The sequence below is a fragment of the Raineya orbicola genome, from assembly GCF_002843425.1.
GTDB classification, from domain to species: Bacteria; Bacteroidota; Bacteroidia; order Cytophagales; family Thermonemataceae; genus Raineya; species Raineya orbicola.
In genome coordinates this window covers 1-23012 of the sequence record NZ_NKXO01000024.1, presented here as the reverse complement: position 1 = coordinate 23012, position 23012 = coordinate 1, and the positions used below count along the sequence as shown (strand labels likewise).

At 36.9% G+C, this 23012-nt stretch carries 15 protein-coding genes; 4 read left to right on the top strand and 11 right to left on the bottom strand.

Annotated features, from left to right (window positions below; genetic code table 11):
- Positions 1-15 precede the first annotated feature (15 nt).
- Both Rain11_RS08365 and Rain11_RS08360 read left to right on the top strand, forming a co-directional pair.
- Complete coding sequence (locus Rain11_RS08365) at positions 16-1059, top strand: endonuclease/exonuclease/phosphatase family protein (RefSeq protein WP_101358904.1); 1044 nt, start codon at positions 16-18, stop codon at positions 1057-1059.
- Positions 1060-1072: 13 nt separating this feature from the next.
- Positions 1073-1318, top strand: a complete 246-nt coding sequence (locus Rain11_RS08360) for a YkoF family thiamine/hydroxymethylpyrimidine-binding protein (RefSeq protein ID WP_101358903.1) — start codon at positions 1073-1075, stop codon at positions 1316-1318.
- Positions 1319-1715: 397 nt separating this feature from the next.
- On the opposite strand, the gene nuoF is transcribed toward Rain11_RS08360, so the two are convergent.
- From nuoF to Rain11_RS08330, 6 genes are all read right to left on the bottom strand, one after another.
- Entirely contained in the window at positions 1716-3059 is a 1344-nt protein-coding gene (nuoF, locus tag Rain11_RS08355; RefSeq protein ID WP_101358902.1) for an NADH-quinone oxidoreductase subunit NuoF, read from the bottom strand.
- Between the two features lie 86 nt (positions 3060-3145).
- Positions 3146-4588 (bottom strand): DNA methyltransferase, encoded by a 1443-nt coding sequence (locus Rain11_RS08350; protein WP_207764436.1) that lies wholly within the window; start codon positions 4586-4588, stop codon positions 3146-3148.
- 79 nt (positions 4589-4667) lie between these two features.
- Positions 4668-6044: a CapA family protein gene (locus Rain11_RS08345; RefSeq protein ID WP_101358901.1), complete on the bottom strand. Its 1377-nt coding sequence runs from the start codon at positions 6042-6044 to the stop codon at positions 4668-4670.
- Between the two features lie 70 nt (positions 6045-6114).
- The gene (locus Rain11_RS08340; protein WP_101358900.1) at positions 6115-10335 is read right to left on the bottom strand and encodes a CHAT domain-containing protein; all 4221 of its coding nucleotides are present in this window, start codon (positions 10333-10335) and stop codon (positions 6115-6117) included.
- Between the two features lie 26 nt (positions 10336-10361).
- Positions 10362-11897, bottom strand: a complete 1536-nt coding sequence (locus Rain11_RS08335) for a sensor histidine kinase (protein ID WP_101358899.1) — start codon at positions 11895-11897, stop codon at positions 10362-10364.
- A gap of 149 nt (positions 11898-12046) precedes the next feature.
- Positions 12047-12832 carry a T9SS C-terminal target domain-containing protein gene (locus Rain11_RS08330; RefSeq protein WP_133121548.1) on the bottom strand — a complete coding sequence of 262 codons (786 nt, stop codon included), beginning with the start codon at positions 12830-12832 and terminating at the stop codon, positions 12047-12049.
- Between the two features lie 190 nt (positions 12833-13022).
- Here Rain11_RS08330 and hflX point away from each other — a divergent pair, with 190 nt between their 5' ends.
- A complete protein-coding gene (hflX, locus tag Rain11_RS08325) occupies positions 13023-14240 on the top strand; it encodes a GTPase HflX (RefSeq protein ID WP_101358897.1) in 1218 nt (405 codons plus the stop codon).
- 11 nt (positions 14241-14251) lie between these two features.
- A complete protein-coding gene (locus tag Rain11_RS08320) occupies positions 14252-14536 on the top strand; it encodes a TIGR03643 family protein (protein ID WP_101358896.1) in 285 nt (94 codons plus the stop codon).
- Positions 14537-14539: 3 nt separating this feature from the next.
- Here the strand turns inward: Rain11_RS08320 and Rain11_RS08315 are convergent, their stop codons facing one another.
- The 5 genes from Rain11_RS08315 to Rain11_RS08295 all read right to left on the bottom strand — a co-directional run bounded on the left by Rain11_RS08315 (position 14540) and on the right by Rain11_RS08295 (position 22852).
- Positions 14540-15274 carry a hypothetical protein gene (locus tag Rain11_RS08315; protein WP_101358895.1) on the bottom strand — a complete coding sequence of 245 codons (735 nt, stop codon included), beginning with the start codon at positions 15272-15274 and terminating at the stop codon, positions 14540-14542.
- Between the two features lie 29 nt (positions 15275-15303).
- Positions 15304-16749, bottom strand: a complete 1446-nt coding sequence (locus tag Rain11_RS13995; RefSeq protein WP_101358894.1) for a hypothetical protein — start codon at positions 16747-16749, stop codon at positions 15304-15306.
- A gap of 37 nt (positions 16750-16786) precedes the next feature.
- Positions 16787-17566, bottom strand: a complete 780-nt coding sequence (locus Rain11_RS08305) for a hypothetical protein (RefSeq protein ID WP_101358893.1) — start codon at positions 17564-17566, stop codon at positions 16787-16789.
- 77 nt (positions 17567-17643) lie between these two features.
- A complete protein-coding gene (gene ispG, locus Rain11_RS08300; RefSeq protein WP_101358892.1) occupies positions 17644-19602 on the bottom strand; it encodes a (E)-4-hydroxy-3-methylbut-2-enyl-diphosphate synthase in 1959 nt (652 codons plus the stop codon).
- A gap of 97 nt (positions 19603-19699) precedes the next feature.
- Positions 19700-22852 (bottom strand): CHAT domain-containing protein, encoded by a 3153-nt coding sequence (locus Rain11_RS08295; protein ID WP_101358891.1) that lies wholly within the window; start codon positions 22850-22852, stop codon positions 19700-19702.
- Positions 22853-23012 lie beyond the last annotated feature (160 nt).

The following is a 23012-nucleotide window of genomic DNA, read 5'->3' as shown; positions in this document are numbered from 1 at the left end:
AAAAATCTTTCTACTATGCGTTACTACTTACTTATTTTGCTACTAATTGCTTTTGTTTCTGCGGAAGCACAAAAAAAGAAAAAAACACCCAAAAACCTGCTCACAGTGGCATTTTACAATCAGGAAAATCTTTTTGATACCGAAGATGACCCTACGATTGATGACTCTGAATTTTTGCCTACTTCTGCTAATCAGTGGGACGAGGCAAAATATCAGAAAAAACTTGCCAATATGGCGTATGCTATTAGCACCATAGGACACAATGCTCCTGATATTTTAGGACTTTGTGAAGTAGAAAATCGCCGAGTTTTAGAAGATTTGATAAAACAAGAAACTATCGCAAAATACAATTACGGCATTGTACATTACAACTCACCCGACGAAAGAGGGATAGATGTTGCTTTAATTTACAAGAAAAGCACTTTTCAGCCTTTTGCTGATAAAAGTTTGCGTATAGAACTGCCCAACGGCGATAAAACGCGTGATGTGCTTTTAGTTTCAGGCATTTTGGCTAAAAAAGATACCTTACACGTTTTTGTAGTGCATTTCCCTTCGCGTAGAGAAGGAATAGAGGTGAGTGAACCTCGTAGAATAGCGGCGGCAAGTAGGGTGCGTCAGGCGGTAGATTCTCTTTTTCAGAAAAATCCCCAAAGTAACATTATTTTAATGGGCGACTGGAACGATGAGCCTTACAACAAAAGCCTTACAGAAGTTTTAAGGTCAAAAGCTGATGCTCAAAATCTGCAAAAAGGGGAGCTATTTAATCCGATGGGTCGGCTTAAAGCAGAAGGATTTGGCTCGCACGCTCACTATAATAGCCGAGAGAAAAAAGTAGAGTGGAACGTGCTTGACCAAGTAATTCTTTCTCAAAATTTGCTGAATAAAAAAAGTAAATTGCAATATCTGCCTAATTCAGCCACTATTTACAAACCCGACTTTCTTTTGCAACAAGAACCTGCTCAATACAAAGGGCAACCTCTACGAACTTTTGCGGGGAAACGCTATTTAGCAGGTTATAGCGACCACCTGCCCGTTTTTGTGAATTTGAAAGTAAAATAAACAACTGCAAAATATGCAAGTTAGTGTAGAAATTAGTCTTTATCCTTTGACTAACGATTTTGAACCAATAATTTTAGATTTTATTGAAAAACTCAAAGATAACTCTTTGGAAGTGCAGACAAATGGTATGAGTACGCAGATTTTTGGCGATATAGATGTTATTTTGCAAAAGATTAGTGAAGCAATGAAGGAAATTTATGCTAAAAATAGGGCAATTTTAGTAATGAAAATGGGAAAAGGAACGTTGAAATTAGCATAAACTTAAAATTCGCAAAAAGAAGCCACGAATGGCACGAATTTTAACTAAAATTATTCGTGCATTCGTGGCAATTTTGTAACTATACTGCCACAGGCATACCTTGAAAACAACTCCTTTTTAGTAATGAAAATGGGAAAAGGAACGTTGAAATTAACATAAACTTAAAACTTACAAAAATAAGCCACAAATGGCACGAATTTTAACTAAAATTATTCGTGCATTCGTGGCAATTTTGTAACTATACTGCCACAGGCATACCTTGAAAACAACTCCTTTTTAGTAATGAAAATGGGAAAAGGAACGTTGAGATTAGCATAAACTTAAAATTCGCAAAAAGAAGCTACGAATGGCACGAATTTTAACTAAAATTATTCGTGCATTCGTGGCAATTTTGCAACTATACTGCCACAGGCATACCTTGAAAAACTGCTCCTTTTTTGGTTGCTTCGTGAGGATATTTCACGTGCCATTCAAATTCATCTCTAAAATGCCTTACAGCAGATTGTACGGGCCAAGCCGCCGCTTCTCCCAACGGACAAATGGTCTTCCCTTCAATATTATTGGCAATACCTACAAGCAAATCAATATCTTGCATTGTGCCTTTTCCATATTCTATTTTCTGCAAGACTTTTTCAAGCCAGCCTGTACCTTCGCGACAAGGACTGCACTGCCCGCAAGATTCGTGATGATAGAACTTGGCAAGACTCAAAGTGTTTTTTACGATGCAAACGCTTTCGTCCATTACGATAAATCCTCCCGAGCCGAGCATTGTACCTGTCTGAAAACCGCCATCATTGAGCGATTCATAGGTCATTAGTCTTGGTTCGCCTTTGGCGGTTTTGAGTATCAGATGAGCAGGCAGTACAGGTACGGAAGAACCACCTGCAATTACAGCTTTCAATTTTTTGCCATTTTTGATGCCTCCGCAATACTCATCAGAATAAATGAACTCCTCCACAGGCACTCCTAACTCAATTTCATAAACACCCGGCTTATTGATATGCCCACAAGCAGAAATGAGTTTAGTTCCTGTACTTTTGCCGATACCAATTTTAGCATATTCATCACCGCCATTATTTACTATCCAAGAAACAGAGGCAATAGTTTCTACGTTATTTACCACCGTAGGGCAACCATACAAACCTTTTACAGCGGGAAAGGGGGGTTTATTGCGAGGATTCCCACGTTTGCCCTCCAAACTTTCTAAAAGTGCAGTTTCTTCGCCGCAAATATATGCCCCTCCGCCTGGGTGTACGTATAAATCCAAGCTGTAATCAGTGCCAAGAATGTTTTTGCCCAAAAATCCTGCATTATAGGCTTCTGCAATAGCTTTTTCTAATATTTTTATCACATACAACATTTCGCCTCTTACGTAAATGTAAGAAGTTTTGGCTCCTAATGCATAACTGGAAACAATCATTCCTTCAATGAGAGCGTGAGGAATGCGGCTCATTAGGTATCTGTCTTTGAAAGTACCGGGTTCAGATTCATCGGCATTGCAAACTAAATAACGAGGCACTCCTTCGGGTTTTGCCAAAAAACTCCACTTCATACCCGCAGGGAAGCCCGCTCCACCACGTCCCCGCAAGCCCGATTTTTTTACTTCTTCGGTAACTGCATCGGGAGTCATTGTTTTGAGGGCTTTTTCTACCGAACGATAGCCCCCCATTTTCCGATACACCTCAAAGGTTTCAATTCCCGGAACGTTGATATGCTCAGTAAGAATTTTAATACCTGCCATATACTAAAATTTATGCTATAAAAAAATGTGCAAATGAAATGTTTTAGTTTTTTTCAAAAATAAGAGATTTTGTTGTTTTATCAAAATTAAACAGACTTTAATTGACTTTGAAGTAAGCAACGGACTTTCTCGCAAACAAAATCCCCTCGTTTAATGTAATCAACAAATTCAGATAAAGTGAAAAACTTTGTATTATCTTCGTCTAATAAGTTAGGTTTAGCTTTACTTTTCATATAGTTAAAATATGTGGTTTCTTTTTCTGTCAAAAAAAATTTTCTTCCTAGTGCTTTTGCAGTTTTTCCGACCGTACCGCTTCCTGCAAAAGGGTCAAAAACCAAATCTCCTTTGAATGAATAATACTGAATTACTCTTTTGCATAACTCTACGGGAAAAACTGCCGAATGTACTTTATCAAAACAAGGGTCTATTTTCCATACATTTGTTGTTTCATAGCCTTCGGGAACCAAACTTGCTTGAATGGTCTCTTTGTCATAATTTCTGATATTCCAATCAATGAGTTTGGTTGTTTCTTTACGATAAACCATCAAGTATTCGGTTACTGCATTAGGTTTGTACATTAGTGGCTTTCGGTGTTGCATAAATCCACCTATGCGATTTTTTACAGAATAATCAGGTTTTTGCCAAATAATATCGTCTATGAATTCCCAACCATTTTTAACCAAGTAAGGGTGTAAATCAAAAGGGATTGGGTATCTTTTGCTTGAATGTGAGCGACTTACACGAGGAATAATAATAGGTGAGGTATTAACTATTAAGAAGCGTCCTTCTTTAGTAATTCGATGCACTTCCTTGAAAACTGCCTCTAAAAATTCTAAATAAGCCTGATAACTTGGGTAAATAGAGTAATCTCTTGCGTTATAGTAAGGCGGTGAAGTAAAAGTCAGATGTATGCTTTCATTTGGTACATATTTTAGCACTTCCAAAACATCACCATTGACAACGACATTTTTCAGAAAGTCATAAGTTTGTATTTGCGATAGAGCAGGTTGTTTTATTTTTTCTTTTTCTGCAAAAAATTCTTTATAAATAACATTTCTTACTATTTCATTTGGGTGGTTTATTAAAGGCTTTAATTGATTTTCAACCTCTTGGTCATTTTCAAAAGTTAGTAAAGCACGTATTGCTTGACATACAATTTTAGGGTCTGTATCTTGTAAAATTCTCAATAGGATTTCTTTGTTTTTAGGGTCTCTCATTCTTCCAATTGCTGAAACTATTTCTCGTTTTACGGATGTATTTGTTTCGTTATCAAACATCTGATAAAGTTGAGAAACAAAATATTCATTGTTTATTTTACCGATATTTTTAACTGCTAGAAGTCTTACTTGTGGATGCTCGTGTTTAAGTAGAGGGATTAAAAAATTGCCGTCAAAGTTTTTGGGTAAATGTCCTAAATTTTCTAAAACAAATACAATACTTTTAACATCTTTATGTTTATCAATCAAATAGCCTAAATTCCCTTTACTTTGGTTTTTAAGTTCTTTTATCATTTCTTTGGTAAGCACCATAAACAAATTCTATTTTATGAGTGTAAGCTACAAATTTTTTAGAGATTTTTTGATTGAGAAATTACTCAAACCTCAAAATTTACTTCTGATAGAGGTTTTTATCTAAAAAAATCACTTTTTTGATTTCGCGAATTTGTTCGGGGGTTGCCAGAGCGGGGCGGCGTTCGGTAGCGGTAAAAGTAAAAATAGGGATTGCCTGCACCATTTTCCCTTGATAGAAATAAGTATGCAAGAAAAAGCCTTGTCTTACGCCAATTCGGTGGATTTGGTCAAAGAGAAAGTTTCCAAAGCCGTGAAAAATAGGTTTGCCCTTGTAAAACTCAACTTGCTGAACTTGGTGAGCTTGCGAACCATATACAAAATCTGCCCCCCAATCTATGAGATATTTAGTGATTTTGGCTTGACTTTTAGTAGGAGCGTAAGAGTCGGTTTCATCAAATTGTACCGAAGCAATAATATAGCTAATATCGGGGTTTTTGCGTAAATCTTGCAAGATTTGCATTACTTTGAGGCTATCATAAGCCGCTGCTCCTACACTATTGCCACGCCTGCCCGCACACTCATTCACAGGGCAACTTTCGTTGAACCCCACCATAGCGATTTTTTTGCCGTCTTTCAGTGTAAGAATTAGAGGCTTGTAGGCATCTTCTACGCTCAATCCACCACCAAAAACTTGCATACCATTCGCTTTGTACCATTCATAGGTTTGGATATAACCCTCTTTTCCATAATCCAAATTATGATTGCCCGTCAGTTCTACAATATTCACTCCCAATTTGGTGAAAATTTCTAAATGCTTGGTTTTCATACAAAAACGCATTCCGGGTACATATTCGCAACGGTCGGTGGCACTGACTTCGTTGCTAATATGCAGAAAATCGCTTCCTTTTACACTTTCCAAAATGTTTGCCAAAAGCCAGTCTGTGCCATTTTGGTCGGTGGCACGTCCCATATAACGCGTAACCGCAGTAGTGCCTGTAAGCGTAAAACGTGTAATTTTTTGTTTGAAATCAAATTTTTCTTTGGTGTTGCTCCAAGCGTAGAGAGGATATTTTTCAGGGTTTTGGAAAAAAGAAACACTATCTATCGCAATAGCCTTAAATTGGGGAGTACTTTCAGAAAGCAAAGTCAAAAGGAGGTTATTTTTTGCCAAAGGGGCAAACTCATAAATATTTTTAAGTTTTTTTAAGTTTATTATGTTGCAAGAAAATACTCTTTTTACTCTTTCAGCCGAACTTTCTAATACATAGATTTCACCTGCACAAAACTTCTTTTGGACTTCGGTGAAAGGGATATTTTCTGAATTTACCCCAAAACCTGTTAGCACTAAAATAGGTTCGGTGTTTTCTTTGATGATTTGGGTAGTATCAGCCGTTTTTTTACCCTGCGAGGGGGTACAACTTTGAAGGAAATACGAAGTTGCAATAATCCAAAAAAAGTAATTGATGAGTTTCATTTTTTTGTTTTTGCAAAAATAAGAAAAAAAGGGCTTTTTAGCCCTAAATTAAACGTGATTTGAACAATTTTTATTCGCCCAACATCACAAAACCTGCCCAATAGTAAGGAAATTTGTATTTATCGCGAATTTGTTTTTGAGCATTTCTGAAAGCCTGCACTTGGTTTGGATTTTTAAGTAGTTCGCTATAAAAACTTTGCATCAGTTCTTGGGTAGCGGTATCATCTACTTTCCAAAGACTCATAATCAGGTTTTTAGCTCCTGCGATTTTGAAGGCTCTTTGCAAACCATAAACGCCTTCACCTGCTTGTACTTTGCCCAGACCTGTTTCGCAAGCCGAAAGTACTACCAAATTCACATTATCCAAAGGCAAGTTCATAATTTCGTAAGCAGTCAGGATACCATCTTCTTGGTCGGGAGAGCGTTTGGGATTTACGAAATAATCAGTAACGCCTGCAAGTATCAAGCCTGAACGTAGGAGAGGGTCATTATTTTCTTGTGAATCTTCGGAAATTTCGGTGCTGATAATGGCATTGCTTCGTTCTTCAAAATCGGAAGGAATAAAAAAGCCGTGTGTGGCTAAATGGAGCATATTGTATTGCTGAATTTCCGCTTTCAAGTTGGCTTCGGTGGCATCGGCACGGAGCAACTTTTTTACTTGCAAGCCATTGAGCTTCTGCAAAATGCTTTCAATATTACTTACTTCTTTATCAGTGGCAGGCAAACTTGTAAAAATAGGATTTTGTATCCAGTAACTACTCTGCTCCTCCAAATTGATAGTTTCACCACTAATTTTCAGGTTGTCATCAATCTGATAGAAAGGATTACCCAAAAGCAAGACTTTGCCTTGCAGTTTGTTTGTTGAGGGTTTTTCTAATAAATCTTTGGCATTTGTCAGAAATACAATATCGGCTCTATCCCAAAGATACTCGTTTTTTTCGGTATCCCAAAGTGCAAGTGGATTGATTTGTGAATAAACGCCATCGGGAGAATAGTAAATTTTTTGAGCATTGCCAATAAGCATTTCCAAAGGTTTCCAGAAATTTTTGTAACTTTCTTTGTCCTCTTTGCGGAACTTAGCAGAATTCTTGTAAAAATACAACTCTTCTTGCTCTAAAACTTTTCCGTTATTCAGGATAATAACTTCGGGATTTTTACTATCTTTTTTTACTGCAAAAACAACATACAAAACTTCTTTATTTTCGCCTTGCACACGCAAAAACTCTAACCAAACATCTTTCTCTGATAGCCGTTTCTGAATATCTTTCCAAGAAATAACTTTTGTGCTAAATGCTTCATCAAAGGCTTTAGATTTAGCTGAAAGAGATTTTTCAAGATTTTTAGCTTTATTTTCCAAACTATCCAAGTTGATACCTCGGCGTTTTAGTTCGGCAGTGCCTAAATTAGATAATTTGGCAATCATTTCACGAAGTTTTACCCATTCATCATATTGAGCGAGCAGTTGAGCGTCTTTGCTTGACAAAATCTCTTTACGAGCTTTTCCTGTGCTATTGAGAATAATGCCTTTGGTCATTACGAGCAAATCCAGTGCTTCGCCTGCAAGAACTTCATTTTTGGGAATTTTACCTTTAACACAATTAGCAGTAAAAAGCACAAAATTATCCAAATAAGGTTTATTGACAGCCCAAAATTGTCTTTTTTCATTTTCGCTCAAAGTGCTAAAATTTTTCTGAATAAGCGAGAGTGTATTTTGTGTAAGTTGTTGAAAGAGAGGTATAGCGGCTGGAAATTTGCCTTGCTCTTGCAAAAGCATACAAAAATTGTTGAGCGTAGCTAGATAGTTGGGGTGCTTGTCGCTCAAATTCGTTTTAAGAATAGCCAAAGCATCTTTGTAAAATTGTTCGGCTTGAGCAAATTGTTTGTTAGAGGTATAAAGTACTGCCAAATTGTTCATACTTGCGGCAATAATAGGGTGATTTGCCCCGAAAATTTTCTTACGAATTTCCAAAGATCTTTTGTAAAGTGGTTCAGCTTTGGCATTTTGTTGTGTGCTTTGGTAGAAGTTTGCCAAATTATCCAGAGAGGTGGCATATTCAGGATTTTCTTCGCCTAAAAGGCTTTTCCGAATATTGAGAGCTTCTTGGTAAAGTGGTTCGGCTTTTTCAAAATTACCAGCCTTTTTGTAAAGCGTTGCCAATGCATTGAGCGTAACGGCATAATCGGGGTGCAGCTCGCCCAAAACTTCCTTGCGAATATTTAAACATTTCTGAAAATTATTGATGGCTTCGCTGAAACGCCCCATTTTTCTTTGTAAATTACCATAATTTTGAAGTGCATTGGCATATTCAGCCGATTTTTCGCCTATTTGTTTTTGAAAAATACTTAGAGCGGTTTGGAAATAAGGCTCTGCTTCTTTGAATTTACCTGCATCGCTATACAGTACGGCATAATCGTTGAGGAGTTGGGCGTATGCGACACTATTTTCATCAACTTTGGTAAAGCGAGCAAGGGATTGTTTGTAGATTTTTTCGGCGTCATCGTAACGTCCAAGCGACTTATAAAGTTTTGCCAAATTGTTTTGTAGTGTAGTAAAAGCGAAGTGTTTTTCTCCAAATTGTTTTTTACAAAAATCAATGGCTTTGCTGTATAGTTTTTCGGCTTCTGTAAAGCGACCTTGATTTTTGTATAAATTGGCAACGATTTCTAAAGTTTCAATGTAATCTACTTCTGCTCCTTGCATTTGCGACTCGTAGCTTTGCAGGGCTTGGATAAATAATTTTTCAGATTCTTGATATTTACCTGTTTCGTAGTAAAAACCGCCTAAATTGATGAGCCAGATAGGATAATTGGGCGAACTTTGAGCCGCAGTATTATTGATAAGTTGTTCATAGTAGGGACGGGCTTCTTTGTATTTACGTAAAGAGGCGTAGCAATCAGCTACATTAGCTAAACTTTTCCAGTAATAAGGGTGATTTTCGCCGACTAATTCTTTGAGTTGTGGCAAAATTTGCTGATAAGCCTTAATGGCTTTTTCGTTTTCACCTCGTTTAGATAGTAATTCTGCCAGGTGCATACTAATTTCTAAAAACTCGGGTGATTTTTCCTGTTTTAAACCTTTTAGCAATTGTTGTGCTTGTTGATAGGTTTTTTCAGATTCAATATTTTTGTTTTGCTCTTTGAGAATATTTCCCAAATTGGTTAGAGCTGTGGCGTATTCTAATGTATTTTGGTTTTTAGTAGCAGTATAATGTTCTATTGCATTTCGGTAATAATTTTCGGCAATATGATAGTTTTTACGGATAAACTCCAAGCGTGCCAAATCATTGATTAAATCTACGTATTGAGGGCTTTTTTGACTATTTTTTTGCTCAATCTGATAGGCTTTTAGTAGGAGCGGTTCTGCTTTTGTAATATCTTTGCTATCTAAATACAGCCCTGCCAGTGAAATAAGTGTTTCTTGGTATTTAGGCGAATTTTGTTGGTTATTTTTTTCAAAACTTTGCAAAATACTTTCAAAGAGAGTTTGGGCTTTGGGATATTGACGAGTTTGTGTATAGCATACGGCTAAATTGAAAGCGGTTTCTTGGGTGAGTTGGTGATTTTCACCGAGTTCTTTTTTGCGAATGTTGTAGGCATTTTCAAAATAAGAAGTAGCGTCTTTGTAATCTCCTTTCAGGCTCACCAACACAATACCGAAAGCATCGGAAGCAGTAGCAAAATCAGTGTTTTGAAGGTTATTTTTTTGATAAATGGCAATAGCTTTGGAAAGGTTTTTTTCTGCTTCTTTGAAATTTCTCGCTTTAATTTGTGTCAGGGCTTGATTGGTGAGGGTTTTGGCAAATTCGGGGCTTTCTGCACCTTGCTGTGTTGAGCTATTGGAAATTTGGGGGTTTGAGGTGTTTTGTTCTTTTTTGAGTTGAGCGAGCAATTTGTCTGCTTCGGCTTGGCGATTAGTTTGGGTGTAGAATTGGGCGAGTTTATCTACGGTCTTGATGTAGTCGGGGTGTTGAACGCCCAAAGCCTTTTTACGAATAGCCAGACATTGTTTGTAGGCTTTTTCGGCTTTTTCAACTTCGCCTGCGGCGGCACAAAAACCTGCAAGATTGTAGTAAAACGAGGCGATTTTTTCCTGATTACCTTCTAAGGCTTTTTCTGCCAGAGATTCTGCTTCCGAGCCGAAAGCACAGGCTTGGGCATAGTTTTTGTTTTTACCCTCCTGAGCCATTTTTTGGTACAAATCTCCAAATTGCTCTTGAATTTTATGAAGTGGCTGAGCGTGGAGATGTAAGCGGAGTATCACTAAAATCATTAAAGATAGCAGTTTTTTCATAGACGTTCTTTTTTGAGGTTAGAAATTTATTTTTCCTGATATGCAGGTAGCGTAAAGGTAAAAGTTGAACCCTTGCCTACTTCGCTAACTGCATAAATTGTGCCACCACTTTTTTCTACAAACTCCCGAGAAAGCACTAATCCCAAGCCCGTACCTTTTTCGCCTAAAGTACCCGAAGTAATGTGTTTATTATTCCAGTTGAAAAGATTTTTCAAAATACTTGATTCTATACCAATGCCAGTATCACTAACCGAAATTTCTATGAAATTGCCTTTATTTTTTGCACTCACCTTGATTTCTCCCCCTGAAGGTGTGAATTTCATTGCATTGGAAACTAAATTACGGATAACTAAATCGGTATAGTTGGGGTCAGCAACTACTACACTATTTTTGGGGATAGCGTATTTGAGCGTTATATTTTTGGATTGAGCATAAACTTTGAACAATTTGAGTTGCTTATCAATCAAATCTCGCAAATCAAAGGCTTTGGACTCAAAGGACATTTCCTGCATCTGCACTTTTGCCCAAGTAAGTAGGTTATTGATGAAATCAAACAATCCGTCAATAGATTTATCCAAGTCTTGGGCGGTTTTTTGTATTTCTTCGGTGGTGAGCTTATCCGAAAACTTGGTCAGCAAACCTACCATAGCTTTCAGCGAATTGAGAGGGCTTTTGAGGTCGTGAACTATGATAGAAAAGAACTTATCTTTCATTAGGTTGGCTTCGCGAAGTTCTTGTTGCGATTTGAGCAAATCTGCATTGGTTTTGGCTAAATTTTCGGCATTGAGGCGAAGTTGATTTTCATTGGCTTTTATTCTATCATAAGCCTCTTGCAGACTTTTATTTTTAGCTTCAATTTCTTTTACATAGGTATTAAGCGTGCTTACCGCAGGACGAAAAACAAATAAAGCTTCAATAAATAATACCAGCAAGGCGAAAATGGTAAGCCATAATTCAACTTTACCCCAGTATGCAATTTCATCGGCGGCTTTTTGGTCGTATGCAAAGCTCAAATCCAACATTCGGTTAGAAAAATCGCGTGCTGTTTCTGTTATTTGGGGTTGCATATTTTTAACCTTAGCAAAAAAAAGAAGGCTATCTTTGGGTAAAATTTCTTTTCCCATTTGTAAAATTTCTTTGATATGCTTGCTGAAAGGCTCATAGTAGAGGTCGGTATTCTGAAAATCAGCTTTAATTTCTTCAGTATTAAAATCTTTGTTCAAGCCGTAATCTTCATCACCTTCTTTCAAGCCTTTGTAGGCTTTTTGGAGCAACTCAAAATCAAATTCTATTTGCTCTAAAATGGTACGAGCTGAATCTGTGGTAGGCACTTTGGAAATCAGTAAGGTTTGCAGAGCAATTTCTTGGGCATAAGTAGCACAAGCTCCATTGAAATTTATCATTCTGCCAATATGAGAACGTTTATCGGAAGGGTCGTTAGGGTCTGAAACTAAATTTTGATTGACAAAAACATAACTCAAAATAGTAACCAAAGCTATAACACTTAAAGCCGTGATGTAAATAATAGTCAGTCGTTTGGAAACATTGTAGTGGTTGTTCATTCTAAAAAAATTTAATCTTTGGCAGAGACAAAATTACAAATCTTTTGCAGAAAAGAAAGAAAATTTTGAAAGGTTTTGAAAAAGGAACAACAAGGCGGGCTTCGCTTTCAGCGAAGCCCGCCTTGAAAAAATAATTTCCTAAAAAAACTTTATTTTTTCAAAAATTGCTCCGTGCGATTATCAAAAGAAACGTAATATACACCACGAGATAGGTTGCTTACATCAACTTCCTTGCCTTTACCCTTTTTCAAGACTTCTTTTTTCATATTGCTAATTTCATAACTTACTATGGCAGTAAAGTAAATTTTATTGCTTACATTACGAGGATAAAATTTTACCATTCCTTGCGTAAAGTTGTAATCCAGCACATTGGAATAAGTAATTTGTCCGCTTCTTTCTTGATGTTTGATGCGATATTTGTTTAAGCCAACGTTGTGTGTAACGGGAAGAGTGTAAGAGTTTGTACTTTGGGGGTTTTGAGCTTGGAGGGTAGTTACATTGGTCCAGTTGTTATTTATCATTCTTTCCACGTAATAGACGCTGTTAGCGGTTTCGCCTTCTACAGACCAGACAAGATTTTTTTCATTGGCGGTAAAACTTGTAAATTTGAAATTGCTGTGTCCCCTAAGCACCCAAGGGTTAATAACTTTGGGCTTACAACCTTCGGTATGTACAATTTTAATTTCTACTGCACTACCAATAGCAAGGGAAGCTAAATTGATTTCAAAAGAACTCGTTCGAGGCGATCTTACTACAATGTTGCCATTCAGGTAGACGAATTGAATGCAATAACTTTTTTGGTCAGTAGAAAGTGGATTGTGAATATATACATTTTTCCCTTGATAAGTTCCTTTTACAACTACTTCTTGGGAGAAGGTAAGTAAGGAATGCATCAAGAACCATAGCGTAAGGCTAAAATAATAGCGGGTTTTCATAAATTACCACCAAAAAACAAAAAATCTATAAGGTTGATACGGCAAAGCTACAATTTTTGTGCTAAATTTGCTACAAAAGTGTAAAATATTTAAAAAAATTGCAACAAAAATTTTTGTTTCGTTTCAAATATAAAAACGTTTTTTTACGAAAAAAAGCCTCAACAAAAGAAAATTTTGCACAAAAATTCGTATGATAGAAAAGAAAAATTACATTCAAACCGCCAAAAAGAAAGAAAGAGCAGTACTTGCCGCCATTCATACCCCCCAGCAAAGTAGAGAGCAAACACAAGAATACCTTGATGAACTCGCCTTTCTTGCCGAAACTGCAAACGTAGAAGTGGTAAAGCGGTTTGTTCAGAACTTGCAGAAAATTGATGCTAAAACTTTTTTAGGAAAAGGTAAAATTTTGGAAATCGCAGATTTTATTCAAAAAAATGAAATTGATACCATTATTTTTGATGATGAACTGACACCTTCACAAGTAAAGCATCTGGAAGCTATCTTGAAATGTAAAATTTTAGATAGAAGTCTGCTGATACTTAATATTTTTGCACAAAGGGCACAAACAGCACAAGCTAAAATTCAGGTAGAACTTGCTCAATATCAGTATATTTTACCTCGCCTGACGCGTATGTGGTCGCATTTGAGCAAACAACGTGGGGGAGTAGGTATGAGAGGACCCGGTGAAAAGGAATTAGAAACTGACCGCCGTATCGTCAATGATAAAATTGCTCTTTTGAAAGAAAAACTCGCTCACATTGAACGCCAAAGCCAAACCCGCCGAAAAGCTCGTAATACAATGGTGAGAGTGGCTCTTGTAGGTTATACCAACGTTGGTAAATCTACGCTGATGAACTTGCTCTCTAAAAGTAATGTTTTTGCTGAAAATAAACTTTTTGCTACCGTAGATTCTACGGTTCGTAAGGTAGTTTGGAACAGAGTACCTTTTTTGCTTTCTGATACCGTAGGATTTATTCGTAAATTACCTACAACCCTGATAGAGTGTTTCAAATCTACGCTTGCCGAAATTGTGGAAGCGGATATTCTGCTTCACGTGGTTGATATTGCTCACCCTTCTTTTGAGGAGCAAATGCAAGTAGTAATGCAAACACTTGCTGAAATTAAAGCGGTAGATAAAAAAATTATTACTATTTTCAACAAAATAGATGTCTTGCGTGAAAAAATTTATCAGGAGGCAATTCCTGATGAAGCCCCCTTGCATTTGCAAGAAATTTACGCCCAAAAGAAAGCTGATAACAGCCTTTTTATTTCAGCCACTAAGCAAGAAAATATTGAAGCTCTGCGACAAATGATTTTTGAGGCTGTTTCGGAGCGTTATTTTCAGATTTATCCACACAATACCGAAAATTTTTTACAACAATTCCTGATGAGCCATAGTTTTGAATAAAATGGATAGCGATGAGCATTTCAGAGAAATACAATCTTTCTCCCAATGATATTGACCGAATCGTAGAAATGGCTTGGGAAGACCGTACCCCCTTTGAGGCTATTGAGGCTCAATTTGGTTTGAAAGAACAAGAAGTGATTGAACTAATGCGTAGCGAGATGAAAAAAAGTTCTTGGAAGCATTGGCGAAAACGAATGAATAACCGAAAAACCAAGCATCTACAAAAAAGAATAGAGCAAATGGGGCGTTTTCGTTGCTCTCGGCAAAAAGCTATTAGTCATAACAAAATTACGTGATGCCTAACGTAATACGTATTCAATTTCCATTTCTGGGTTGATGTTTTCACCAACGAGTAAAGTATCCGTGCCATTGCCTTCAATTACGTCAAAGAAAAGCATATAACGTTTGGGGTTTTCGGTACTTTGAGCCAAAACGTGTCTTACTTCGCCTTTACCACGCATAAATGTAGTGCCTTGCCCCTCAAAAAAGAAACTGCCAATATCGGTCATTTGCCATTTTTCGGTTTTTCCAGGTAATTGAAAAGTAACATAAGCGGTTTGTTCGCTATCGGCAAAAATCATAGCAGGACCGGGGTTTTCGTCTGTTCCCTCAAAAAATGGCGTGAGCGAAAAGGAGAGAGGTTCTTTTTCCATAAAAAACCAAACAATATCAATGCCCTCACCTTTGGGCATACTAACCAAATAGCGGTTTTGGTCTAAACAAATAATCGGAAAGTATCTGCCTGTGGCAATGTGGTTATCATATTCGTCCCAAGTCATTTCTATTAGTTTGCTTTTGCCTATTACTTGGTAGTTGTTGTTCCAATGTACCAAAATATCATTAACCTGCAGTAATTCTAATTTTTCGAGAAGGGGCTTGTTGTAAAATTCCATTTTTCTTTGTTCTTGAAGTTTGATTTCGTCTATTTTTTGTTTTTCTTTTTGGTAGTTTTTGTAAATACGCCACGAGAGCCAAATGGTGCCTGCAATAACTACTCCCCAGCCTACATAAAAGTAAAAAAAAGCCAATTCCATTAGATTTTTACTTATTTTTGAGTGAAAACTTATCTTCGTCTGCCTCCACTTCTGCTTCCGCCCCAAGAGCGAGAGTCTGAGCGGCGAGAGCTACTACTGCTTGAACTTGATGATTTCCTGCTGCTGCTACTACTCCAAGAACGGCTGTCAGATTTTTTGCTTGATGAGTAACTTTTGCTTGATGATGAACTACTGCTTGAACGATTGGAAGAGTAAGAACCTCCACCACCACTTTTAGAATAATTACTACCCGAAGAATAATCTCGGCGTGGTGAGCTACGCTTAAAAGTGTAGCTATAAGCCCTTTCCGACATTTGAGAGCTTTTCTGTAAATGGCTGAGAGCCATTGCCCAATTTGCCATCATTGCATATTGTAGAGCCAAATTATGCGAAGCCAAAGCATCTTGATAGTCTTTATTGGTAGAGCCATTTTTCTTGATTTCGGCAAGTTCTTTGTTTATATCATCATATTGCGATTTGAAGGCTTCGTACTGCTCAATTTGTGTAGAAAATTCGTTCTGCAAAGCAGGTTCAATAGCAATTAGGTTATCCAAGGTGATGTAAGCAGAAAGAAAATCTTGGTTAGTAAAAAACTGATAGGCTTTGGTATAGATGTTTTGAGCGGCTATGAGTAATGAGTCAGTTTTACGCAGAGCAGTATTTCGGTTGAAAATTTTATCTTTGGCAGAAATAGAATCTACTTGCTTTTTGATATTTTGAATGGATTTTCCATAAGCAAGAACTCTATTGGTAGTTGCTACTTCAATTTGAGGAAAATCTTTTACCCAACGTTCCAAACGTTCTGTTTCTGCGTTGCTCTGATTGATTAGAAATTCTGTGTTTGGAATAAGTTGGTTCAAGTTATCATAGCTTAATTTTTCTTGCAAGGGCAATCCCTGATTGATTTTTTCTATAAGTGAAAATTGTTGATTGAGCTTTTTTTGATTTTCTTCATAAAATTTCCAAGCCGAAAATAGATATTCTTTTTCTCTGCCCGAAAACTGGTTGATTTTAGGCTGTAGAGTAGCAATTCTTGCTTGTAAATTGGAATTTTGTTTTTTCCATACTTCCCATTTTTGTTCAAGAGTTTCAAAAGCGTATAGAATTTTGTGCTTATCTCTGAACGTGTTTATAAGGCGATGAAGTATTTGTAAGTTGTCATAAGCATTAGATAGGTCTTGCCAGTTGCCACTTTGTACAGCCTTATCCTTAATAGCAAAGACCCTTTCAATTTCTGTTTCCACATTTTGAAAATCTTTTCTAAAATTTTGAATATTGCTTTCCTGAATTATATTCAGAACCTTATTACAGGTTTTTGAAAAATTGAGCCAAGTGTCTTTGGCAAAATTTTCATATTCTTGGGAAATAGCTTTTTGGGCGGTTTTTGGGGCGATGACAAAGGCACTTATCAGCCCTATTACAAGCAAAATAGCAGGAGCAATGATATTTTTCCGAAGTAATACAGCAGAAATCATAGTTATGTGGTATTTTTGCTAAAAATAGCAAAATGTTTTAATCATTCCTAAAATTATCGTTAAAAAATTTTATCAAGTTAATCGCTTCAGCTTCTTTGTTGGCAGGAATGGGGAGCTCAAAAGTTTCTGTACTTCTGCCGTGTCTCACTTTGAAAGAATAGTAAAGTGTGAGGGTCTTTGCTTTTTCGTCATAGGAAATTTCTTCCAAACGAGAGCCATAGCCTCTCCAAGTGTGAAACTGCCCCGATAGCCAAAGGGCATTCGGAGAAATAATGACCTCTCCTTCTTTTTTTATTCTGTTGTTCAGAGTCGCTTTGTTGTAGGAATAGCCTAATCCAAATACTAAAATCCAGACTAAAAAAATTACCAAGAAAGTTTGTATAGATGCTTCGCTAAATTCATCGGCTATAAGAAAAATCAAAGCAACAATAATCATAATAATAGTGGTTGCTTTCATTAGAGCTTTGGCAGAGCTTTGTTTTTCTTGTGTATCTTTTTGAATAAATTTTTCCCACGTGGGTTTATCATATTTCCAATGAATTAGAATGTTTTTTCCCTGACGAATTTCATCAAGCATTAAGGCTCTTTTTCTGAACAAAAAGAAAATAACAATAGAAGTAACCCCCACAAAGAAGCCCAAAAAGACCATAGGTCCAATAAATTCCTTGAAGGTGTCTTCATCTAAAATGGGCAAGGACATTACCACAAAGCCTATGAAACCTATAAACAAAGTAATGAAGGCATTTCGCCATTCTTTGTTGGGGATATGCAGGTTATTTTCCTGAATAAAGCTGTTTTTTAGAGTAACATTAGCCATACGTGTATCATTTTTCTGCAAAAGTTAAAGGGTCTATTCTTGCCAAAAAATGAGTTAGCTCATTACAAAGGCTAACATCAGACAGGCTCAATCCATTTGCCGTCTTCTTTGATGAGGTTAATGAGTTCATCAAGGGCATTTTCTTCGGCTACGGTGCGTTTGACTATTTCTTTGCCCCTATACAAAGAAATTTTGCCTTTGCCCGAACCTACATAGCCATAATCGGCATCTGCCATTTCGCCGGGTCCATTTACAATACAGCCCATTATAGCAATTTTGACACCTTTGAGGTGGTCGGTGCGTTTGCGAATTTTAGCAGTAACTTCTTGCAAATCAAAAAGCGTTCTGCCACAACTTGGGCAAGAAATGTATTCGGTTTTTGTAATGCGTGTGCGTGTAGCTTGCAAAATACCAAATGCCAGACTATTGCCTTCTGAGATTAGCTCATTAGGCACGGAAATCATCAAGCCATCGCCTAATCCGTCTAATAGCAAGCCTCCTATATCGGTAGAGGCATCAATTTGTAATTGTTCCAAATCTTGGGTGCAATAGCTTCGCCAAATTATTACAGGTAAATCAATGCGATTTTGTATGAGCCTTACAACTAATGCCCTAACAGCAGGCAAAGCGTGAGGATTACCTGTTTTCAAAACCATTACCCAAGACTTTTTTTCATTTTGCAAGCGATGAAGCAGTTCCCCTTGTAAATCTGTACTATCTACATCAAGCAAAAGAAAATTGAGTGTGGGGGAGAAATCATTACAAGAAAGATATTCGGTTAGATTGCAAAGAGGATAAGCCTTTTCAGTTTTCTGCTTTAGCCAAACTTGATAATCTTGTATTGCTTGCAAACCATTAGGAAGCATAAAAGGAACAGATTTGTTGCCTAAATACAAAAAATCTGCTCCAAGGTCATTCATTGCCCATTTGTCGGTAGCAGGGAGATAGAAATGTCCAATTTTTTTCAAATCGTCCATTTCAATTTTTTCAAAGGTGGAAAAATCAGCAATCACACGAGGGACATTTTTCGCCCCAATATTCAAAATTTCGCAGGTTTCGCGACGATGATAGGCAAAAGGATTGATAGGGTAGTTTTCAATAGCAGGAATGGGCTTTTGTAGTTTTTCTCGTTCTGTATAGCGATTAACGAGTTTTTTGGCTACGGGAATTTCATATTCAGGGTCTTCGGTGAGCGAAACTCGCACTGTATCGCCTAATCCATCTTCCAAGAGAGTTCCAATGCCTACGGCAGATTTTATTCTACCATCTTCGCCATCGCCTGCCTCGGTTACGCCCAAGTGTAAAGGATAGGGCTTTAAGCCTTCTTCTTGGAGGCGTTGTACCAGAAGCCTGTATGCCTGCACCATTACTTGCGGATTGCTACTTTTCATTGAAAGCACAATATTGTAAAAACCTTCATCTTCGGCAATACGCAAAAATTCCAAAGCAGATTCTACCATTCCCAAAGGGTTATCACCGTAGCGGCTCATAATTCTATCGGAGAGTGAGCCGTGATTCGTACCGATACGCAAAGCTGTACCATATTCTTTACAAATTTTAAGTAATGGCACAAATTTTTCTCTGATGCGTTCAAGTTCGGCTTGGTATTCGGCTTCGGTGTATTCTATAATCTCAAAGCGTTTTCTATCAGCAAAATTTCCCGGATTGATACGTACTTTTTCTACAATGCGAGCCGCAAGTTCGGCGGCATTGGGCGTGAAATGAATATCAGCAATAAGCGGAGTAGTGTAACCTAATTTTCGTAGTTCTTTTTTTATATTTTGTAAATTTTCAGCTTCTTTAATACTTGGTGCGGTAATACGTATGTATTCGGAGCCAGCCTCAATCAGGCGAATACATTCCGCTACTACCGCAGGGGTATTCATTGTATCGGAAATGGTCATAGTTTGCACCCGAATGGGGTTATTACCGCCCAAAGGTACATCTCCAATTTTTACTTCAATCGTTTGCCTGCGTTGATACTTTGTAAGCGAAGGGCAATACAAAAATTTGCTGTGGCTTTGCGTTTCTTGCATAAACAAAAAATTTACCACAAAAATAAACAAAAAACTCAAAGAAAAGTTGTAAGGAGTTGTAAGATATTATGAAATTACATCATATTAAGTTTAAAATTTACTTCACCAACACAAATGCCCCCCAATATTTGGGGTGGATATACTGCTGACGAATAGCTTTTTGAGCTTCATAAAAACTTTCTTGTAGGCTCATACCTTTGTTTTGCCAGTTTTCGTAGAGCATCTCCATAAACTTTTGCGTAGCTTCGTCATCTACTTTCCACAGCGAGATAATCAGATTTTTAGCCCCTGCCTGAAAAAATGAACGTTGCAAACCAAAAACTCCTTCCCCATTCAAAATTGCTCCTAAACCTGTTTCGCAAGCAGAAAGCACCACCAAAGCAGTATTTTGTAATTCCAACTGAGCTACTTCGTAAGCCGTCAGGATACCATCTTCTTTTTCGGAGTTTAACTCGCCCTGTCTTAAACTTTTGCTACAATTTGCCAGTAGCAAACCCGAACGCAAAAGAGGATTTTTATTCACCAAACTTTGCTTTACATCAAGTTCTGAACCCGTATCTACATCTTCTAAAAAAAATCCGTGTGTGGCGATATGCAAAATTTGTGGATTAGATACTTTTTTGATAGCTTCTTCGGTAGCTTGCTTGCTTTGTAACAGATTTACTTGTAAGCCCTTTTTCTGCAAAATATCAGCAATTTTATCTGTTTCTTTTTTCGTACCGGGCAAATAGCTTACACTTTCAAAATCTAAGAAACGAGAAAGTTTTTGCTTTTCTTTGTTAGTGATTTTAGTACTATACCCTCTATTTTCGGGTTTTTCTTGTTTTTCGTCAGTTCCTTGATAATCAGGATAGCCTACGAGAAAAGCATTTTTATTGGAAACTGAAAGATTATCAGTTTCTATTAACTTTTTCAAGTTGGTGAGTTGATAAATTTGCAAAAACTCTCCTAAAAATTGCTTTTTGGTTTCATCATAAAGAGTTGCCAAGTTGATTTTATGATACACGCCATCGGGTGAAAAATAGATTTTCTTGAAATTTGTGCTTTGTAAAACCTTACTTTTTTTGATGATATTTCCCCAAAAGTTGTCGTACAACTCCTGATAAAATTGTGTTTTACGAGTTTCTATCACATTGCCGTAGAGGGCTAATTGTTCTGTTTCTAAAAGTGAGGCATTTGGGGCAAGTAATAATTCGGGGGCTTCTTTGGTTTGGGTAGTAATGATTAAAAAAACATAAGCAGTATCTGTTTTCTGACGATTGGTAGGGTTTTGTGTCAGCGTTCTGATAACCTCAATAGCAATCTCATCATTTTTTAGCTGTTTTTGAATGTCTTTCCAAGAGTATTTTTTGGGTGTTTTGCCTAAATCTACCTTTTTAGAAAGTTCTTTTTCCAAAAAATTAAGTTCTTCTGTAACTTGTTTGATTTGGGTATCGCTTTTTTGGGAAACAGGTGCGTTCAAAAGTTTTAGATACTCATTTTTTTTAGCGAGCCATTGGTTGTAGAGTTGGGTAATTTGAGGGTTTTTGAGAGCTATCACTTTTTTCTGTAAATTTTGTGAAGCCTCCGCAATCATTCCTTTGGTAAGCAGGCGAAAATCCAACAAATCTGCGTAAATATTGGGCTTATACGAAGGATAACGAATGCAGAAATCTATGTAATTTTCAAAAAATCTTTGTTGATTTCTTACAAAACTAATTTTTTCATTTTCTGAAAGTATGGGGAAAATCTGAAAAATTCGTTCTATTTGCTTACTTAAATTTCTTTGATAGATTTTTTCGGCTTCCGAGAAATTATTTTGCAAGCTATGTAGCCAAGCAAGGTTCTGTTCGGCAGTCAGATAAGTTTGATGTTCTTTGCCATAAATTTTTTCTTGGATTTGCAAGGATTCAAGGAGTATAGGTTGAGCTTTCTTATACTCGCCTGCTCGGATAAAATTTGTGCCTACATTATTGAAAACTACCCCTGTAAAAATATTTTCTTTGCCATAAAGTTTTTCGGCTACACTTTTAGCCTTTTCCAAATAGAAAGAGGCTTCTTTGTATTTTTTGGCTTCGGAAAGCGTATAGGCAAGATTGTTGAGTATAGAAAGTAGTTCAGGCTGATTTTCACCATAGTATTTTTGTGCGATTTCCCAACTTTTCAAGCCCAATTTTTCAGCTTCCTCGTAATTGCCTGCCATTGCAAAAATATATCCAACATAACTAATCGCATTGGCATATCTGATATGATTTCTATCCCAAATCTGTTCGGATAAAGACAAAATTTGCTGATACAAGTCTAAAGCCTTCTCTAAATTGCCAAGCGTAATATAGAATTGAGCAAAATTGTTGAGAAGTTCAATATAATTGGAACTTCGCTCTCCAAAAACTTTTTGGCAAATCGTTTGAGCTTCTAAATATTTCTCTTCGGCTTGCAAAAAACTTTCTTTTTCGGTATAAATAACAGCCAAATTTTGCAAAACAGAAATATAATAAGGCGTATTTTTCCCCACATTTTTCTGAAAGTAATCGGCACATTTCATTAGGTCTTTTTCTGCCGTTTCTGTTGCACCGAGTTCTTTTTTTAGCACGGCATAATTCATCAGGCTTATGTGGTATTCGGGGCTATTTTTGCCAAAAACTTTTTCTTTGATGCTTAAAACATTAGCTAAAAGTGGTTCGGCTTGTTTGTATGCTCCTTGCTTGAAATATAAACCTGCTAAATTGCCTAAAATGGTGGCATAAGTGCTTTTTTCTTTACCGAAGTGCTGTTCGCAGAGTTGTTGAGCTTCTTTGTAGAGCTTTTCGGCTTCAACAAAAAACGCCTGATGCTCTTTCAAACTTCCCAAACTATTGAGCGAAAGAATATAATTGAGCTTATCGTTTCTTTCATTGAAAATATTTTTAGCTTCTTGCAAAAGTTTTTCAGCGTCTTGCCATTTGCCCAAATCCTGATATACATAGCCCAATTGTGAGCAAGTAAGAGCATAATCGGGGTGTTTTTTGCCCAGCAATTTTTCTTGCAAAGAAAGGCTCATTTTTAGGTAGTTTTCGGCTTTGGCAAATTGATAAGTATTTCGGTAGAAAGTGCCGATATTATACAAGTAGTTGGCATATCTTTCATCTTCGCCAAATTTATTTCGGGTTTCTTTAATGAGCTGTAAAAAAGCCTCTTCAGCATCTTTTAACTTGCCTTGCTTAAACAAAACCGAAGCTAATACGTTCAGAGCGGGGTAGAAAAGAGGTTTTTCGGGAGTAACTCTTTTCATTCAGTCCTCCGACAAAATTTTTAGTTTGAAAAAGTAAAAAAAGAGCCATATAATTGTTGAGAGAAAAAACAAAGTTTATATGGCTCACACACAAGGGAAAGCTTTACGCAAAGGTAATGAAATGTTAGCTGTTTTGCAAAAATATTTATCAGATTGGCAT

Coding starts and splice junctions, on each gene's coding strand:
- Rain11_RS08365 (WP_101358904.1), top strand. CDS start 16: ATGCGTTACTACTTACTTATTTTGCTACTAATTGCTTTTGTTTCTGCG.
- Rain11_RS08360 (WP_101358903.1), top strand. CDS start 1,073: ATGCAAGTTAGTGTAGAAATTAGTCTTTATCCTTTGACTAACGATTTT.
- Rain11_RS08350 (WP_207764436.1), bottom strand. CDS start 4,588: ATGGTGCTTACCAAAGAAATGATAAAAGAACTTAAAAACCAAAGTAAA.
- ispG (WP_101358892.1), bottom strand. CDS start 19,602: ATGCAAGAAACGCAAAGCCACAGCAAATTTTTGTATTGCCCTTCGCTT.
- Rain11_RS08295 (WP_101358891.1), bottom strand. CDS start 22,852: ATGAAAAGAGTTACTCCCGAAAAACCTCTTTTCTACCCCGCTCTGAAC.
- Rain11_RS08345 (WP_101358901.1), bottom strand. CDS start 6,044: ATGAAACTCATCAATTACTTTTTTTGGATTATTGCAACTTCGTATTTC.
- Rain11_RS08305 (WP_101358893.1), bottom strand. CDS start 17,566: ATGGCTAATGTTACTCTAAAAAACAGCTTTATTCAGGAAAATAACCTG.
- Rain11_RS08335 (WP_101358899.1), bottom strand. CDS start 11,897: ATGAACAACCACTACAATGTTTCCAAACGACTGACTATTATTTACATC.
- nuoF (WP_101358902.1), bottom strand. CDS start 3,059: ATGGCAGGTATTAAAATTCTTACTGAGCATATCAACGTTCCGGGAATT.
- hflX (WP_101358897.1), top strand. CDS start 13,023: ATGATAGAAAAGAAAAATTACATTCAAACCGCCAAAAAGAAAGAAAGA.
- Rain11_RS08315 (WP_101358895.1), bottom strand. CDS start 15,274: ATGGAATTGGCTTTTTTTTACTTTTATGTAGGCTGGGGAGTAGTTATT.
- Rain11_RS08330 (WP_133121548.1), bottom strand. CDS start 12,832: ATGAAAACCCGCTATTATTTTAGCCTTACGCTATGGTTCTTGATGCAT.
- Rain11_RS13995 (WP_101358894.1), bottom strand. CDS start 16,749: ATGATTTCTGCTGTATTACTTCGGAAAAATATCATTGCTCCTGCTATT.
- Rain11_RS08340 (WP_101358900.1), bottom strand. CDS start 10,335: ATGAAAAAACTGCTATCTTTAATGATTTTAGTGATACTCCGCTTACAT.
- Rain11_RS08320 (WP_101358896.1), top strand. CDS start 14,252: ATGAGCATTTCAGAGAAATACAATCTTTCTCCCAATGATATTGACCGA.